Raw genomic sequence first — 15971 nt, 5'->3', positions numbered from 1 at the left:
CGATGGAAGCGATGAGATGTCTCAAACGACGCCTGTCCGACATCGTCTACCGCACCATGCTCGCCGACCTCGCAGCACACGACACAACGCGTCAGGTGACGGGTCCGGGAGGGCAACGGGGCAACGACTCTGACTCCAGCGTGACCGGCTCACAACCCCAACACCGGCACTTCGGACAAGCCACTCCGGGACCCGTCGACCCTCAGCCTAAACCCACCCTCCCGAAGGTGTCTTGACACAGAAGGGAGCCATGAGAGGCCGTTTGTGGCGGCCCCTCCCGGCCCGGCTTGAACGTGTTGCCTCCCTCAACTGCTGGACGACGAGCCGGGCGGTACTTCCGCCAGGTTGTAAGCGAGCCGCTCTAGCGGGACTCGCGACCAAAACGAAGCCCCCGCGGCGTACGCGAGGGCCTCGTGCTTCGTCGAGGGCCCCCGATCCTCGCCAAAGAGCGTGGCGCTTCTGGCGGGGTCCGGGGCAGAGACGCGATCACAGCATCGTAGGTCAGCAGCGGCAGTGCTGCTGAACGTCGAGACAGACGAAACCCCCGCCAACGTTCGGGGGATTCGTTGGACGGGGGCTCGCCAAGTTCGGGGCGCAGCAACACTAGACCCCTGATCGGCAACCGCCGCAACCCGCGTGGGTTTGTCACGTAACACATCGCCGACGAAGTTTCCTCTCATCGGCTGAGCGATCACGGACAGCGGCATGATCGAGCACCGGATTCCGGCACCGGGTAGGGCTCTCACCCGCCTTCGCTTCGACCGTTTGACGTCCGGCCCGATGCACCCCGGGGTAGGTTGGAGCAACACTGCGATGGACGGGTCGCGGGCGCCGTTCCCGGCGTCATAGATCCCCTCACAGGCAGTGGGCGCGAGGGTGGGTGGGAGATGGAGTCCACTCAGCCCGTGCTGCTCGATCGGCTCATGGCGGAGCTGCATACCGCACGGGCGACGGTCTCCCAGGAGCGGCGCCCCGGACACCACGTCAAGGAGGGTCGCTCGCGCAGGTCGGGCTGCTCTACGCATTGGAGGCCTACGTCGACGGGCTCGCCTCCGCGGGCCACCCGGTGCCGTATCGGCTGCGGGACGAGCTCTTCATGTATCGACGGCTCGCCCGGTTGGGCAGAGCCTGGCCGAGATGAGTCCGAAGGGGTGGAGGTTGTGCCGGAGATCGTTATGCGTGTGCGCTTCGTCGGCGGCGAGCACAGTGACGTCGTCTACACCGACCCCGACGCCGACTCGATCGATGCGGCGGTGGACCACGTGATCGCCGTCCTGTCCGACGGCGAGGGAGTGCTTCGCTGTCAGCACGGCGATCGCCTGATCGTGCTCTTCGCGAGGGGGATCGCCGCCTTCGAGGTGGCGCCGCGTGGCGCCATCCTCTGATACCTGAGCGCGCGTCGGTTGCGGTAGGACGTGGCCGCTTCGCGGCGGGATGACGCACGTACAAGTCTGACGTTTTGACATGGCCTCGAGGACCGTCCTTCGCGCGTGCGGCTCGAACCGACGTCGTTCGACCAACTCAGAGCTCCGGATTCGCGCGGCCTACTGGCCCTTCGGCGTACCGCTGTCTGGCTTGGGTTGCGTCGAACTGGGCGGAATGACTCGCCCTCTCATCGGCTGCACCGGACTCCGGCATGTTAGTGCGTTCAACCGTCGCTACGGGAGGTACACCCGGTGGCGCCTAGTGAGCATCTCCTGCGCTGGGTGTTGGTCGTTCGACCTCACTTGGGGCAACCACCCTGACCATCTCGCGTTGGGTTACGCGATCGGCTGACCACCGTTGCCCCCTCGCCGGAGTTGAGCACCCATGTAGCCCTTTGCCGACGCGAGTACGCGCACCCAGCGCCCGATGGCGACTAAGAGCAGCGTCAGACCACTCCGTTCTCACGAGCGAAGTCGCATGGCCAATCCTGATGGCAGCCTTCACAGAACGTCGTTCCATCCTCGTGCTCGTCGCCTTCGTAGTGCACGATGTCGGCTTCTTCCTCCGCCCAACGGAAGATTTCTTCGATGCCCATGTCTGTGTCCTTCAAGAACTCTCGGTGGATGAGGCAGCCTAGACGCGACACTCCTCAAGTGACCGCTCATCGGCTGAGAGGTCGTTGGCTGCCGGGGATTGCGTGGCCACGGGATCTCGGCTCGTCGGCCAGCTCGGGGAGACCTGCGGCGTGGTGCCCGCGCCGGGTGGACGATTGTGCTCGCGTGATGGTTGTCGGGTCCGTGTCGGAGCTCGGCGGCTGCCGTTCCGGGACCCGGTGAGTTCGGCGTGGTCCCGTCGTTTACACCGCCCTCTTCACCCCTCCTCTCGCCGTCCATCACTCTCCTCTTCCTCGCTCCTCAGCACCTCCAACCGCCCCCAACCCTTTCCACTACTCCGCTCCCTCACCCTCCTCGTTCCCCTGCCCACACCCCTTTATTCCACGCGGCACGCATGCTACGAAGGACGTAGATGGGTCGCCCGGGATCGGGCGGCCCACGCGGCATTTCTAGGGGTCCGTTGGTTGTCGACGGACGCCGTTGAGACCAGGACTCGGGGTGGTCGGCGTGCATGGCGGGGTGAAGTTCTACCGCGGCGCAGCGAGGGCCGCCCGGGCGTACGTTGAGCGGGACCGGTCAAGGGCCGACGACTACTACCTCGGTGAGGGCACCGGGGTAGCTGCCCGGCTCGCCGCGACCCCCGACGTGGTCCAGCGCGTGGGTCCGATGAACGGCGAGACCTACGAGCAGTGGGTCGCCGGGATCACCGTCGAGACCGGTTCGAAGAAGGGTCGGGTCCGCGATGATGCGAACGCGCTGCGGTTCGTCGAGGTGGTCGTCAACGGACCCAAGACCTGGTCACTGGCCGCGGCTCTGCATCCAGAGGTTTCGGCCGCACTGGACGCCGCCCAGGACAAGGCCGCGGCCGAGATCGTCGGCTGGGTCGCTGGTCACGCGACCACGCGGGTGGGGCCGCGTGGGCGGCAGGTGCAGGTGCCGGTCGAGCAGATCGAGGCCGCGGTGATCCGGCACTACACCTCCCGCGCGGGGGACCCGCACCGGCACCTCCATCTGCAGATCAACGCCCGCGTGTGGGCGGCCGGGGCGTGGCGGGGGCTGCACTCGGTCGGGATCCGGGACTCGATCGAGGCGATCAACGGGATCGGGCACGCTGCGGTCGCGACCGACCCGGGGTTCCGAGCTGCGCTCGCGGCGCACGGGTTCACGCTCGACCCGGAGACCGGCGAGATCCAGCAACTGGCGCCGTACGTCGGGGCTTTCAGCGCCCGGACCGCGCAGATCCGCCGCAACGTCGACCGCTACGAGGCCGCCTGGCGGGCCGAGCACCCCGGCGAGGAGCCCGGTCCGCGGCTGCGGGAGGGGTGGGACCGGCGGGCCTGGGCGCAGGCCCGGCCGGACAAGGTTGTCCCGATCGACGGCCGGGAGCTCGTTGCCCGCTGGAACGACGAGCTGCGCGAGCTCGGCTACGGCGACCCTCCCGGACCCGTGGCGCTGGCGGGGACGCGGCCGGGGTGGATCGACCGCGAAGCCGCCGCCGAGCTGGTCGTCTCCATTCTCGGGGCGAAGAGGTCGGCCTGGAACAGCGCCGCCATCCATGGGACGGCCGAGGTTCTCGTCGCCCAGACCTGCCTGGTCGCAGACACCCCGGTCCGCATCGAGCTCGCCGAAGACATCACCGCCCGCGCCGCCGACCGGTGCATCCCACTGCTGAACCGGCGCGATGTGCCCGAGCACGTCCGCTCGCTCAGCTCGCCACAGGTCCTCGAGGTCGAGGCCGACATCATCATTCGGATTGCACGACCCGCAGCTCAACCAGCCCGCAACGCCCGCATCGGCGGGCGCGGCCTGGTCCGGATCGACCCGACCCGAGCAGCAGTGGTCGGGGTCCTGGCCGGCGAAGGGCGCTTCGTGGTGGTCGAAGGTGCCGCGGGTGCCGGGAAGACCACGGCCCGGCGCTCGGTCCAAGAGCTGCTGGCACGGCAGGGGCATCGGCTGATGGTGGTGACTCCGACGTTGAAGGCCGCCGAGGTCGCCGCTAACGAGACCGGCGCCGACGGCCACTCGGCTGCCTGGCTGGTCCACCAGCACGGGTGGCGCTGGGACGACGACGGCCACTGGACCCGCCAACCGAGCTCGGCCCCCGGTCCAGGCGCCCGGCTCCGGGGCGGTGACTTGCTGCTCGTCGATGAGGCCGGGATGCTCGACCAGGACAACCGCCCGAGCCCTCCTGACGATCGCCGACGAGACCGGCGCACGCGTTGCGCTTGTCGGGGACCGGCACCAGCTCCCGGCCGTCGGCCGAGGAGGTGTCCTGGACCATGCAGTGGCGTGGGCGCACCCGACCGCCGTGGTCACCTTGGAGAAGGTGCACCGGTTCACCGACCCCGACTACGCCTCGTTGAGTCTGCGGATGCGCAAAGGCGACGCACCGGGCTCGGTCTTCGACGCGCTGGCCCGCCGGGGCCAGATCGTGGTCCACGCTTCCGAGGTCGAACGCACAGTGGCGCTGGCCGAGGCCGGCGCCGGCGGCGATCTGGTCATTGCCGATACCCGTGAGCAGGTCGCGAACCTGAACGCTGAGATCCGGGATCACAGAGCAGCTGGTCGCGCCGAACACGGTCGGACGGTCGCCACTGCGAGGGGTGAGCGGATCGGGCCGGGGGATCGGGTCGCGACCCGACACAACGACCCCGACCTGCAAGTCGCGAACCGCCAGACCTGGACCGTCACCAGTATCGGCGTCGACGGGAGCCTCCGCCTGCACGACCCCCATCGATATGGGCGGGACCCAGAGATCCCGGTCGACTACGCCACGCAGTTCGTCGAGCTCGCCTACGCCACCACGGTCCACGGCGCCCAGGGCGAGACCGTCGAATCGGCCCACGTCCGCATCGGTGAGCACACCGGGGCTGCGTCGGCGTACGTCGCGATGACCCGCGGCCGCGACGTCAACACCGCCCACCTAGTCGCCGACACCCTGCAGGACGCCAAGAGACAGTGGATCGACGTGTTCGGTCGCGACCGCGCCGACCTCGGACCCGCACACGCACGACGACAGGCACTCGACGGCATCGACCGGTACGGGCCTCATGTGCGACGCCGTCCGGCTCCTTCGCGGCCACCAGCACCGTCCATGCAATCGCGTGGCCCGAGCCTCTAGCCAAGGCCGCCTCCACTGCTGCCGCCACCCCTTCGTCAGCGGCCACGGAACTCCGATCTCCCTCGCCATCCAGGCGTTGAAACCGCCGGGGTCGTGAGGCGGTGGGTTCTGCGGAGCAGTAGCTGCGTCGATCAGCGGCTGCCATCTCGTCCGGATCGCCTCGGGAAGGTTCATCCGGGGCCACGCTTGGATCAGCAGGACCCCGTCGACCGAGCCCTCCACCATTGGCGCCGCACCGTGTTGCAGGAGCAGCTCGTAGAAGTCGACCCGTTCGGTCTCGTTCGAAAGGTCCCAGGTCCGGATCTCCTCAGACCAACTCGCGTAGACCTCGGCGGGGAAGACGTACTTCCACGCCTGTACGCGCGCGAAGCACTCGGGGATAGGGACTGACCACAGCCGGTCAGGCACGCCGAACCTGCCGAGCTCCGGGTCCTCAATGAACTCCCCAAAAGACCATCGGCTTCACCGCGAGCTCCGCATCCGCGGCGTCCAGCAGCCGCTCGACCACCTCCAACGTCGGCGACTTCCGCCGCGACTCGTACTCCGAGACCGACGACTGCTGCGTCCGAGCGATCTCGGCCAGCCGGCGCTGCGACAGGCCCGCCGCCCTCCGGGCGGACTCGATCACCGTCACCGGCCTCCTCATCGGGTTCGGTTCCACCCGTCAATGATCGCCGATCATCGATTGGGAGGCCATGCACACCTCACCGGTGAGGCCGGAAACACCGGCCCACGGCCCATGCCGGGTCGCAACCATCGAGGAGCACTACCCATTACCGCATCGCCGATCGACCCCCACGAGCACCGCAGTCCCGCCAGGAACCCGGGCGAGGAGATGCTCACCCTCCAAGAAGCCTGCACCTTCCTCCGGACCCCCGAAGGCACCCTGCGCTACTGGCGCCACCTCGGCTCCGGACCCCGCAGCTTCAAAATCGGCCGCCAGGTCCGCTACTGGAAGCCGACCTCGTCCTCTGGCTCACCGAACAGACCAACCGCCCCCAGCACCACGACTGACCGTCGACTCTGTCGGCGCGTAGAAGGAGGATGAGTCATGCCCAGCATCGGGAAGCGCGTCCGCAATGGCCAGAAGGCGTGGCGTGCGCACTACCGGACCCCTGCCGGTGCACAGCGCAACAAGACCTTCGCTCGCAAGATCGACGCCGAGCGGTTTCTGGCGACCGTGGAGAGCGCGAAGCTCACCGGCCCATACGTCGACCCACAGTTGGCGAAGGTCACCATTGGGCGCATGGGCCGACCGCTGGCTGGCCGGCCAAGCCCATCTCAAGCCCTCTACCCATCAGAGGTACGACGGGATCGTCCGCAAGCACATTCGCCCGAAGTGGGGCCTGGTCAGGCTCGGCGCGGTTTCTCACGCCGATGTCCAGGCCTGGGTCACGTCCTTGTCCAAGCACCAGTCCCCGGCCAGTGTTGTGAAGATCCACCGGGTGCTGAGCCTCGTCCTCGACATGGCGGTCAAAGATGGGAGGCTGGCCCGCAACGTGGCCAGCGGCGTCAACCTACCCCGAGTCGGCAGGCACGAGCACCGCTACCTGATCCACGACCGGGTCGACGACCTCGCACAGTCCTGCGGCTACCCGGGTGAGCCGAGCAAGCACGCGAGCTACGACACCCGGGCCAACGAGACCCACCGTCTCGTCGTTCTGTTCCTCGCCTACACCGGTGTCCGGTTCGGCGAGATGGCCGCCCTTCGTATCAACCGGATCGACCTGGACCGGCACCGGGCCGCGATCGTCGCCTCCGTCACACCGGTGCAGGGACATGGCCTGGTGTGGGGCACTCCCAAGACCCATCAACGCCGTGAGTTCCCCCTGCCTCCATTCCTCGTAGCCGAGCTGCGCACTCACGTCGCTGGCAAGCGGGCCCGACGACCTCGTGTTCCCGGGGATTCGACGCGGTTCTCCGCTGCGCGTCACGACGTTCAGGAAGGCCTTCGACGACGCCGCCCGGGCCATCGGCATGCCCGGGCTGCACCCCCACCAGCTCCGGCACACCGCTGCCAGCCTCGCCATCGCCTCCGGCGCCGATGTCAAGGTGGTGCAGCAGATGCTCGGACACGCCTCGGCCACCATGACCCTGGACACCTACGGCCACCTCTTCGAGGACCGCCTCGACGAGGTAGGCGACGCCATGGACGCTGCGCGCACGGCCGCACGGCAACGCCGGGCAACACTCCACGCCGTTCCAGCTGTTGCCCCAGTGTTGCCCCAGCCCAGCTCGGGCCGAAATAGCCAAGAGGTCCCGATCAGCGTTTCCGCTGGTCAGGACCCTTTTTCGACCTCGTACCCCCAACGGGATTCGAACCCGTGCTACCGCCGTGAAAGGGCGACGTCCTAGGCCGCTAGACGATGGGGGCCGGCCGTTCACCCGGGGACTCCGGGCGCGCACAGCATACGGGGAGCCTGCGACGGCCACCGACTCGACGTCGACGCGGGGACGTCAGCCGAGGTACCCCTCCACCGTGCCCTCCGAGCGCGGTGCCGCGCGGCTCGGGTCGCCGCCGGAGTCGCGGAGCGCCTGCCGCTGCCGCAGGAGGTCCCAGTACTGGTCGAGCTCGGTCTCGACGCGGCGAAGCCGTTCGTGCTCCTCCTCGGTCGAGATCTCCCCCGCGGCGAGCTGCTGGCGCAATGAGTGCTCGGTGCTCACCAGCTCGCTGATGCGCTGACGGATGTCCACGTCCTCGGCCATGCGCACACGGTAGTCCGTTCATCCGAGGTTGCGCCCGGCCAGCGTCCGGGCTGGACCCGTTCCGAGCAAGGCGAGCAACGTGGAGCAGCCGGTCGAGCCGATCATCCCGGCCGGTCACCGACGCGCCGTGATCTCAGCGTGCTCGGACGACGCCTCGGTCAGCTCCTCGGCCGTCGGTTTCTGCACGTTGTCGGCGAACATCGCGCGGGACAGCCGCAACCGCGCCCGCCGCCCCCGTACGCCGCGCGCGGGCACGCCGTTCTCGTCGCGGTCCGGTCCTTCCTCCTCGACCCGGTCGCGGTCGCGTGCGGTCAGCGCATAGGCGCGTGCGTTGGTCAGCGGCCGGTGCCGCTCCGAGTACCCACCCTCCGAGCCGCGCGTGATCACGCCCGTCTCGGAGCCATGCAGAAGCCGGTCCCGATCGGCCCGCTGAAGTCCGATGCACCAGCGACGCGCGACGTAGAACACCAGCGCCGGCAGCACGAACACCGCCGCCCGCATGAAGTACGTGACCGAGTTCAGGCTCCAGTGGAACCGCGTGGCCAGGATGTCGTTGCCGCCCGCGGCCCAGAGCAGTCCGTAGACGGTCACGATCGCGGCCAGGAACGCCGTGCGTGTCGGCGCGTCCCGGGGTCGCTGGAGCACGTGGTGCTCGCGCCGGTCGCCGGTCACCCAGGCTTCGAGGAACGGCCACCCGACGATGGCCACGAACGGCACGAAGGCGAACACCTGGGCCGGAAGCATCACGTTCCAGGAGATCGTGTGCCCCCAGACGTGCGTCTCCCAGTTCGGCATGATCCGCAGCAGGCCCTCGGCGATGCCCATGTACCAGTCGGGCTGCGAACCCGCCGTCACCTTCGACGGGTCGTACGGGCCGTACTTCCACACCGGGTTGATCGAGAGCAGCGCCCCCATCGCGGCGACCACGCCGAAGACCATGAAGAAGAAGCCGGTTGCCTTCGAGATGTACACCGGCAGGAACGGATAGCCCACGACGTTCTGCTCGGTCCGTCCGGGACCGGCCCACTGGGTGTGCTTGTGATAGACGATCAGCAACAGGTGCGTGGCGACCAGCGCGAGCAGGATCCCCGGGATGAGCAACACGTGCACGATGTACAGCCGCTGGATGATCGCCTCGCCGGGGAACTCGCCACCGAACAGGAAGAACGACAGATACGTCCCGATGACCGGCGTGGCCTTGATCAGCCCGTCGGCGATGCGCAGCCCGGTACCCGAGAGCAGATCGTCAGGGAGCGAGTAGCCGACAAAGCCCTCGAGGACCCCCAGCAGCAGCATGGTGGCGCCGACCATCCAGGTGACCTCGCGGGGCTTGCGGAATGCTCCGCTGACGAAGATCCGCATCATGTGCACCAACATCGCGGCGATGAACATCATCGCCGCCCAGTGGTGCATCTGCCGCACGAGCGGCCCACCGCGCACGTCGAAGCTGATGTGCAGGGTCGACGCGTAGGCGTCCGACATCGGCACACCACGCAGCTGGCTGTAGGACCCCTCGTACGTCGACTCCGACATGCTCGGCGTGAACCAGAAGGTCAGGAACACTCCGGTCACCAGCAGCACGACGAACGACCAGAGCGCGATCTCTCCGAGCAGGAACGACCAGTGGTCCGGGAACACCTTGCGCAGGTACTTCCGTCCCAGGAGAGACAGGTTGGTGCGATCGTCGACCCAGGCCGAGACCGCCGAGGTCCTGGCAGCCATCAGGGAAACGCCTCCTCACGGACGTGTCGTCACCCCTCTAGACACCGCAGCCCCGCCATTTGTGACATCCCTGGAATGACCCGCCTCAGGGCTCCGGCCCGTTTTCGGGCCGACGCATCTGCTCCGGTATCGTGTGCACGCGCTTCGCCCCGCGGGGTGCACCCGGCCAGGTAGCTCAGTTGGTACGAGCGTCCGACTGAAAATCGGAAGGTCGGCGGTTCGACCCCGCCCCTGGCCACCACCGCGCCCGCTCGCAGCCGATCCCGGCCCGCAGCGGGCCCCTCCCACGGACTTGCAGGATCCTGCGTTGCAGGAACCTGTGCCTTACGCCGCGTCTGCAGACGTCGCTAGCGTGCGAAGGCCGTCCATGACGGCATCGCCAGGTCACTCGGGAGTCATCGTGCGTCTCAGCCACCGCCGCGCCCTCATCCTCTACGCGCTCACCCTCGCCGCCGCCGTCCTCACCCTGGTGGGCGTCGGACCGGCGGCCCGCGCCGACGGTCCCGGCACCGGGACACCGTGGGTCGTCTCGGTCGGCGACTCCTACATCTCCGGCGAGGCGGGGCGGTGGGCCGGCAACTCCAACGCCTCCGAGTCGTACGTCGACGCGCTCGGCCCGACGGCGTACTACGACAACGCCGGCAACACCGGTGAGCAGATCACCCGCTGCCACCGCAGCAAGTCGGCAGAGATCTTCATCGGCATCGGGGCCAACGGCCTCAACCTGGCCTGCTCCGGCGCCCGGACCACGTCCTACACCGACGGCGACAACTTCAAGCCCGGCCTGGACTTCTTCGACAACGCGGGTCAGCAGGGCAGGCGCTGATGCTGCAGGACTTCACGGCCGCCCACAATGTGAAGATGGTCATCGTCGCCATCGGCGGCAACGACTTCGACTTCGCCTCGATCGTGCAGTCCTGCGTCGAGGACTTCCTCACCTCGCCGACGTGGTGGAAGAACTACTGCAACGACGACAGCTCGGTGACCGCCGACTTCACCGCAGCGAACGTCGCCGCCGTGCGCGCGCGCATCGCCACGGCGTACCAGAACATCCGCCAGGCCATGCGCAACGCGGGGTACGACGACAACGCGTGGACCCTGCTCGTGCAGAACTACGAGTCGCCGATCCCGGGCGGCTCCGGCTTCCGCTACTCCGAGTCGGGCTTCACCCGGCAGAGCACCGGCGGCTGCGGGTTCTGGAACGACGACGCCGACTGGGCCAACACCACGGCGCTGCCCACGATCAACGGGGCCGTCTTCGGGGCGGCGAGCGACTCCGGCCTGACCAACGTGAAGACGCTCGACGTGGCCAGCGCGTTCACCGGCCACCGCCTCTGCGAGACCACCGACGACCTCGTCGAGAACCGCTACAGCAGCTGGCAGGCACCCGACGCGGTCGACGGCAGCGAGTGGATCGACCAGATCCGCACGGTCTCGACGGCGGGCTCCGACTACTACGTCCAGGAGTCCCTGCACCCCAACTACTGGGGCCAGCTGGCGATCCGGAGCTGCGTCCGGCGGGCGTGGAACGGCGGGACGCCCCGCGGCGGGATCTGCGCGAACACCGGCAGCGGGCTGCTCGACGGTGAGCCGCGGATGACGCTCAACTGAGCGGGGCGGCCGACGAAGATGAGCCCGCGTACTCAGGGCGTCTGAGTCGCGCGACCCTGGGTACGCATACCCAGGACATGAGGCACTCGTGCTCATGACGACGTACGCCGATCCCACCCGCTGCCCCGACTGCCGGGCCGTGCTCCCGCAGGACCCTCAGGTCTGCCGGGTCTGCTCTCTCCCGCTCACCGGCGAGACCGCGGTCTCTCTGTTGCGGACGTTCCAGGAGGCCGACCGGCTGCTGGGCGTGCTCCGTGCCCAGAGGCGTCCCGCGGCGGCGCTGGTGGGTGCTGCGACGGCCGTGACCGGCTCGAGGCTCGACGGCGTCGCGCCCTACCCGGCCCCGAGCGGTCCGCACCCGGCGCAGGTGCCGGACGCTCCCCGGCTGCCCGGCGCGTCCGTCCCCAAGATCCTGCTCTCGCTCGGCGCGCTCTGCCTGCTCGTCGCCGCGGTGACGTTCCTGGCGGTGGCGTGGAGCTGGCTCGGCGTCGGCGGCCGGACGGTCGTCCTGGTCGCACTCACCGGCAGCGCGCTCGGAGTGTCCGCGGTGATGCACCGACGCGGCCTCCGGATGGCAGCGGAGTCGTTGTCGGTGGTCGGGCTCGGGCTGCTCGCCCTGGACGTCGTGGGCGCACGGCACGCCGACTGGCTGGGTCAGGTCGACGACGCGCGGCTGACGCTCCTCACCGGCTCGGTGGTCGCCGCCGGAGCCCTGGTGATGCTCGTGGTCTCGGCGGCGCGACCGCTCCACGCCCCCGCACTGATCGCGCCGTTGGGCGTCCTGGTCGCCACCATCGGCTCGCAGGCGCACACGACGCATCCCGTTGCTCTGGTGATCGCTCCCGTCGTCCTGTTGGCACTGGGACGGGTCGGAACGCTCCTGCCGAGTGCCACCCTGAGCTCCGCCTCGATCGGCTGCAGCGCGCCGATCTGGCTGCTCCTGCTCGTGGTCGGCGTCGACCGGGCCGGCGACCCGATCACCGCCGCTCACCACATCGGGGACGGCGCGGGCTGGCCGTTCCTGGCCGCCACGCTGATCGCCGCGGCGGTCGGCCCCGTCACGGGCGCACACCGCAGCATCACCCGCGGCGGGTACGCCGTTGCCGGCCTGGTCGGCAGCTACGCGGTGGTGCTCCCCGTCCTGGACAACGCCCCCACCGGGATGGTCGCCGTCCTGCTCGGGGTCTCCCTGGTCTGGGTAGTCGTCGTCGCCGCAGGCCCTCGGACGCTCCGCGCGCCGGCCCTGCTGCCGCTGGGCGGCGTCTTGATCGTGCCCGCTGTGTACGCCGCGCGCCTGGCCGCCGAGGCCGTCCGAGTCCTGAGCGTCGGCGATCCGTTCAGCCGCCCGTTCGGCGTGCACGTGCTCTCCTCCGTCACCGAGGGGTCCCCGCTGCTGCTCGTCCCCACCGCCCTGACTCTGGCCCTCACGGGCTGCGCCGTGGCCGGTCTTGTGGACCCGGTGCGCCGGTCGACGTGCGGCATCGCGCTCGCCGGCACTGCCGTGGTCGGGGGCCTCGCCACGCTCTCCCTGTACGATGTCCCGCTCGCCGTGGTCGTCGGGACCGTCCTGGTCGTCGCCGTCGCCGCTTTCGTGGCAGCCGAGCTCCTGGCTGCGTCCACGGCCGACGACGCCCGGATCGTCGTGCTGGCGCTCGTTGCCACCGCTGCGGTGCTGGCCCTGCCCAGCGATCGGATGACGGCCGGCGTACTCCTCGTGGGCTGCGCGATGGCCTGCTACCTGTTGCCGCGCACCGACTCGACCGGCGCGATCGCGGCGTTCGTCTTCCCGATCGCCTTCGCGGGACTCGTGTGGAGCACCTTCAACGTCCTGGGCCTCCACGCGGATCTGCGGGCGGTTCCGGTACTCGTGGTGCTCGGCGGCCTGGCCATCTGGCGCCCGCAGCTCGAGCTGGAGACGTCTTCGGCGATCGTCGGCAGCGTGACCTCGGCAGCGGCGATCGCCATGGCCCGGGACACCAGCGTCGCGCTGGCGGTCCACCTCACCGTCGCCGGTGTGTTGGTGACCGCGTCCTCGATCATCAACCCCAGCCGGCGCTGGCTCGCCTGGCCCGGTGGGCTCCTGCTCGCGGCCGCGACCTGGGTGCGGCTCCTGGACCTGGGCGTGCACGTGCCCGAGGCGTACACCCTCCCCTCCGCCCTCACCCTGGTCGCGGTCGGAGCGTGGCGACTGCGTCGGGACGACCGGTCGGCGACGCTGACCGTCCTCGCCCCCGGGCTGACCCTGGCGACCGTGCCATCGCTGCTCGCGATGCTCGACGACCCGTACTCGCTGCGCGCCCTGCTGCTCGGTGCCGCCTGCGTGGTGCTGGCGGTCACGGGAACCGTGCTGCGCTGGAGCGCTCCCCTCGTGGTCGGCGCCTCCGTCGGCACCCTGCTCGTGCTCCGGGAGTTCGCGCCGTACGCCGCCCAGGTGCCGACGTGGCTGTCCATCGGCCTCTCCGGAGCGGGGCTGCTGGTCGTGGGAATCACCTGGGAGAGCCGGATGAACGACGTGCGCCGCGCCTCGCAGTACGTCGGCGCGCTGCGCTGACGCGCCGGCCCGACCGGACGACCGCTGCTGGTGCCTAACGGGGGACCAGCAGCGGTTGCACGATCTGGCGCGCCGAGTGGATGCGCGACTTCACCGTGCCGACCGGGATGTCGAGCAGGTAGGCGATGTCGCTGTACTCGAGCTCCTGGACGTCGCGCAGCAGGAGCGGCTCGACGAGCGCCGGGTGATCGACGCCCAGGATCTCCAGCGCCTCGAGGAAGTCCAGACGGCTGCCGGCGATGACACTCGTGGTGCGCGGGTCGGCCGCGGTGGGCATCTCGTCGGTGGGCAGCTCGGCCGAGCGGCGCTTGAGGGTGCGGTACGTCGACCGGGCGCTGTTCGACGCCACCGCGTGCAGCCAGGTCGTGAACCGACTGCGACCGGCGAAGGTCTGGATTCGCGTCGAGACCAGCAGCAGCGCGTCCTGGGCCGCTTCCTCGGCGTCTTCGGGGTAGAGCAGCATCCGACCGCAGATCCGGCGTACCCGCGGCTGGATCTCGACCAGCAGCTGGTGCAGCGCGTGCTGGTCACCCGCCGCGGCCTGCGCCGCGAGCCCCTCCAGATCGGGGCTGTCCTGCGCGTCGGTCACGTGTGCCCTCCGAGTCGTCTGGCTGATCAGGCACACTACCGAGCGTGTCTCTGCCTGTTCGACTCGGACGCCTGACGCAGGTGGAGCGACTCGGGGTCGGCGGTTTCGCCTCGGTCTGGCTCTACCGCGATGACGAGCTCCAGTCCGACGTCGCGGTCAAGGCGCTCGCCGACAACTGGGCGCAGCGCCTCGACATCCGCGACCGCTTCCTCCAGGAGGCGCGGATCCTGCGCCGGGCAGACTCCGACTACGTGGTCCGGGTGTACGACGTGGGTGAGGTCGACGGCACGCCGTACTTCGTCATGTCGTACGCCGACCGGGGCACGGTGGCACACCTGCTCGAGCGTGAGCGCTCGATCTCGCTGGAGCGCACCGTCTCGTTGGTCTCGCAGGCCGGCGCCGGCCTGAACGTACTCCACGCGCAGGGCTCCATCCACCGCGACATCAAGCCGGCGAATCTTCTCCTGCGCACCGACGGCCCGGGGACCCGGGTGATGGTGGCCGACCTCGGGGTCGCCAAGGCGATGCTCCACGCCAGCGGGCTGACCCACGTGGTCGGGACGCCGGCCTACATGGCGCCCGAGCAGGCGACCGGCGGTGGCGTCGACGAGCGCGCCGACGTGTTCGCGCTGGCCGCGGTCTCCTACCAGCTGCTGACCGGAGAGGTGGCGCACCACGGCACGATCGCCGACCTGGCCGACCTCCGGCTTCCGACCCCTCCGTCGGAGCTGGCCGACCTGCCGGGCGAGCTGGACGACGTGATCCTGCGTGGTCTTGCACCCGACCGGGAGGAGCGATGGCCCGATGTGCGGTCGTTCGTCGACGCCGTCCAGGCCACGGCACCGAACAGCGCCCACACGCTGCTGGTCAGCCCGCCGGGCCAGTGGCGTCGGACGACCCGCGACGAGGAGCCGGCGGGGTCGCGAGTGCTCATCGGGCTGATCTGCGCGGCGGTGTTCGTGGCGTGCTTCGTCGGGGCGCTGGTAGTCACCCAGCAACTGCGCTGACGAGCCGCGACCGCCGTACACCCGATTCTCGGACCCTGCCGTTGCCGCACTATCTTTGCGAGGAGGGGTCACACCACCCTTCGTGGCCCGACCTACGCCATCCACCCGCGTGGCGCGACCGAAAGAGGCATCCTTTGTCTGCCGACCCCTCCGTACCTGGACCGATGACCAGCAGCCCCGCCGACGGTGTCGACGTCTTCGAGCTCGGCATCGAGCACGAGCAGGTCGTGTTCTGCAACGACCCCGCGACCGGGCTCAAGGCGATCATCGCCATCCACTCCACGGCCCTCGGGCCGGCCCTGGGCGGCACCCGCTTCTACCCCTATCCAACCGTCGCCGACGCCGTGGCCGACGCGTTGGCGCTCTCGCGCGGGATGGCGTACAAGAACGCCCTGGCAGGTCTCGACCACGGCGGCGGCAAGGGCGTGATCATCGGCGACCCGGCGACCGACAAGACCGAGCCGCTGCTGCGCGCGTACGGCCGGTTCGTCGCCTCGCTCGGCGGCCGGTACGTGACTGCGTGCGATGTGGGCACCTACCCGCTCGACATGGACGTCGCGGCCCGGGAGTGTCGGTTCGTCACCGGGCGCTCCCCGGAGCACGGCGGCGCGGGCGACTCCTCGGT

12 protein-coding genes, 2 tRNA genes and 4 pseudogenes are annotated in these 15971 nt (G+C 69.6%); 12 read left to right on the top strand and 6 right to left on the bottom strand.

What is annotated here, in order from left to right:
* The first annotated feature begins 1160 nt into the window (after positions 1–1160).
* Positions 1161–1385 carry a hypothetical protein gene (locus VGJ24_RS00570; protein WP_331498480.1) on the top strand — a complete coding sequence of 75 codons (225 nt, stop codon included), beginning with the start codon at positions 1161–1163 and terminating at the stop codon, positions 1383–1385.
* A 485-nt stretch (positions 1386–1870) separates the two neighbouring features.
* On the opposite strand, the gene VGJ24_RS00565 is transcribed toward VGJ24_RS00570, so the two are convergent.
* Positions 1871–2020, bottom strand: coding sequence for a hypothetical protein (locus tag VGJ24_RS00565; protein WP_331498479.1), 150 nt, complete (start codon positions 2018–2020; stop codon positions 1871–1873).
* A gap of 517 nt (positions 2021–2537) precedes the next feature.
* On the opposite strand from VGJ24_RS00565, the pseudogene mobF reads away from it, so the two are divergent.
* The 3 genes and pseudogenes from mobF to VGJ24_RS00550 all read left to right on the top strand — a co-directional run.
* A pseudogene (gene mobF, locus VGJ24_RS00560) lies at positions 2538–4151 on the top strand (MobF family relaxase); the annotation flags it as partial.
* Between the two features lie 34 nt (positions 4152–4185).
* Positions 4186–4419, top strand: a pseudogene (locus VGJ24_RS00555) (AAA family ATPase); the annotation flags it as partial.
* An 81-nt stretch (positions 4420–4500) separates the two neighbouring features.
* Entirely contained in the window at positions 4501–5160 is a 660-nt protein-coding gene (locus VGJ24_RS00550) for a hypothetical protein (protein ID WP_331498481.1), read from the top strand.
* Between the two features lie 433 nt (positions 5161–5593).
* On the opposite strand, the gene VGJ24_RS00545 is transcribed toward VGJ24_RS00550, so the two are convergent.
* Positions 5594–5794, bottom strand: a complete 201-nt coding sequence (locus tag VGJ24_RS00545; RefSeq protein ID WP_331498478.1) for a helix-turn-helix transcriptional regulator — start codon at positions 5792–5794, stop codon at positions 5594–5596.
* A 445-nt stretch (positions 5795–6239) separates the two neighbouring features.
* Here VGJ24_RS00545 and VGJ24_RS19575 point away from each other — a divergent pair.
* A pseudogene (locus VGJ24_RS19575) lies at positions 6240–6551 on the top strand (hypothetical protein); the annotation flags it as partial.
* Positions 6552–7053: 502 nt separating this feature from the next.
* A pseudogene (locus VGJ24_RS19570) lies at positions 7054–7221 on the top strand (tyrosine-type recombinase/integrase); the annotation flags it as partial.
* A gap of 240 nt (positions 7222–7461) precedes the next feature.
* On the opposite strand, the gene VGJ24_RS00535 reads toward VGJ24_RS19570, so the two are convergent.
* The 3 genes from VGJ24_RS00535 to VGJ24_RS00525 all read right to left on the bottom strand — a co-directional run bounded on the left by VGJ24_RS00535 (position 7462) and on the right by VGJ24_RS00525 (position 9588).
* A tRNA-Glu gene (locus VGJ24_RS00535) sits at positions 7462–7534 on the bottom strand.
* A gap of 83 nt (positions 7535–7617) precedes the next feature.
* Positions 7618–7866: a DUF2630 family protein gene (locus VGJ24_RS00530; protein WP_331498476.1), complete on the bottom strand. Its 249-nt coding sequence runs from the start codon at positions 7864–7866 to the stop codon at positions 7618–7620.
* 114 nt (positions 7867–7980) lie between these two features.
* Complete coding sequence (locus tag VGJ24_RS00525) at positions 7981–9588, bottom strand: ubiquinol-cytochrome c reductase cytochrome b subunit (protein ID WP_331498475.1); 1608 nt, start codon at positions 9586–9588, stop codon at positions 7981–7983.
* A gap of 164 nt (positions 9589–9752) precedes the next feature.
* On the opposite strand from VGJ24_RS00525, the gene VGJ24_RS00520 reads away from it, so the two are divergent.
* From VGJ24_RS00520 to VGJ24_RS00505, 4 genes are all read left to right on the top strand, one after another.
* Positions 9753–9829: transfer RNA gene (locus VGJ24_RS00520), tRNA-Phe, on the top strand.
* 159 nt (positions 9830–9988) lie between these two features.
* Complete coding sequence (locus tag VGJ24_RS00515; RefSeq protein ID WP_331498474.1) at positions 9989–10414, top strand: hypothetical protein; 426 nt, start codon at positions 9989–9991, stop codon at positions 10412–10414.
* Complete coding sequence (locus tag VGJ24_RS00510; protein WP_331498473.1) at positions 10414–11199, top strand: hypothetical protein; 786 nt, start codon at positions 10414–10416, stop codon at positions 11197–11199. The genes VGJ24_RS00515 and VGJ24_RS00510 overlap by 1 nt, the downstream gene beginning before the upstream one ends.
* 94 nt (positions 11200–11293) lie before the next feature.
* Entirely contained in the window at positions 11294–13750 is a 2457-nt protein-coding gene (locus VGJ24_RS00505; RefSeq protein ID WP_414691027.1) for an SCO7613 C-terminal domain-containing membrane protein, read from the top strand.
* Positions 13751–13784: 34 nt separating this feature from the next.
* Here the strand turns inward: VGJ24_RS00505 and VGJ24_RS00500 are convergent, their stop codons facing one another.
* Positions 13785–14339 carry an RNA polymerase sigma factor gene (locus tag VGJ24_RS00500; protein ID WP_331498471.1) on the bottom strand — a complete coding sequence of 185 codons (555 nt, stop codon included), beginning with the start codon at positions 14337–14339 and terminating at the stop codon, positions 13785–13787.
* A 44-nt stretch (positions 14340–14383) separates the two neighbouring features.
* Between VGJ24_RS00500 and VGJ24_RS00495 the strand changes: the two genes are divergently transcribed.
* Both VGJ24_RS00495 and VGJ24_RS00490 read left to right on the top strand, forming a co-directional pair.
* Positions 14384–15346: a serine/threonine-protein kinase gene (locus tag VGJ24_RS00495; RefSeq protein ID WP_331498470.1), complete on the top strand. Its 963-nt coding sequence runs from the start codon at positions 14384–14386 to the stop codon at positions 15344–15346.
* 164 nt (positions 15347–15510) lie between these two features.
* On the top strand, positions 15511–15971 hold a 461-nt coding region (locus VGJ24_RS00490; RefSeq protein ID WP_331498469.1), incomplete at its 3' end, for a Glu/Leu/Phe/Val dehydrogenase dimerization domain-containing protein.

Source organism: Nocardioides sp., from assembly GCF_036493135.1.
In the GTDB taxonomy this organism is placed as follows: Bacteria; Actinomycetota; Actinomycetes; order Propionibacteriales; family Nocardioidaceae; genus Nocardioides.
The sequence above is the reverse complement of the archived record's forward strand: the minus strand, read 5'-3'. Positions and strand labels throughout refer to the sequence as shown.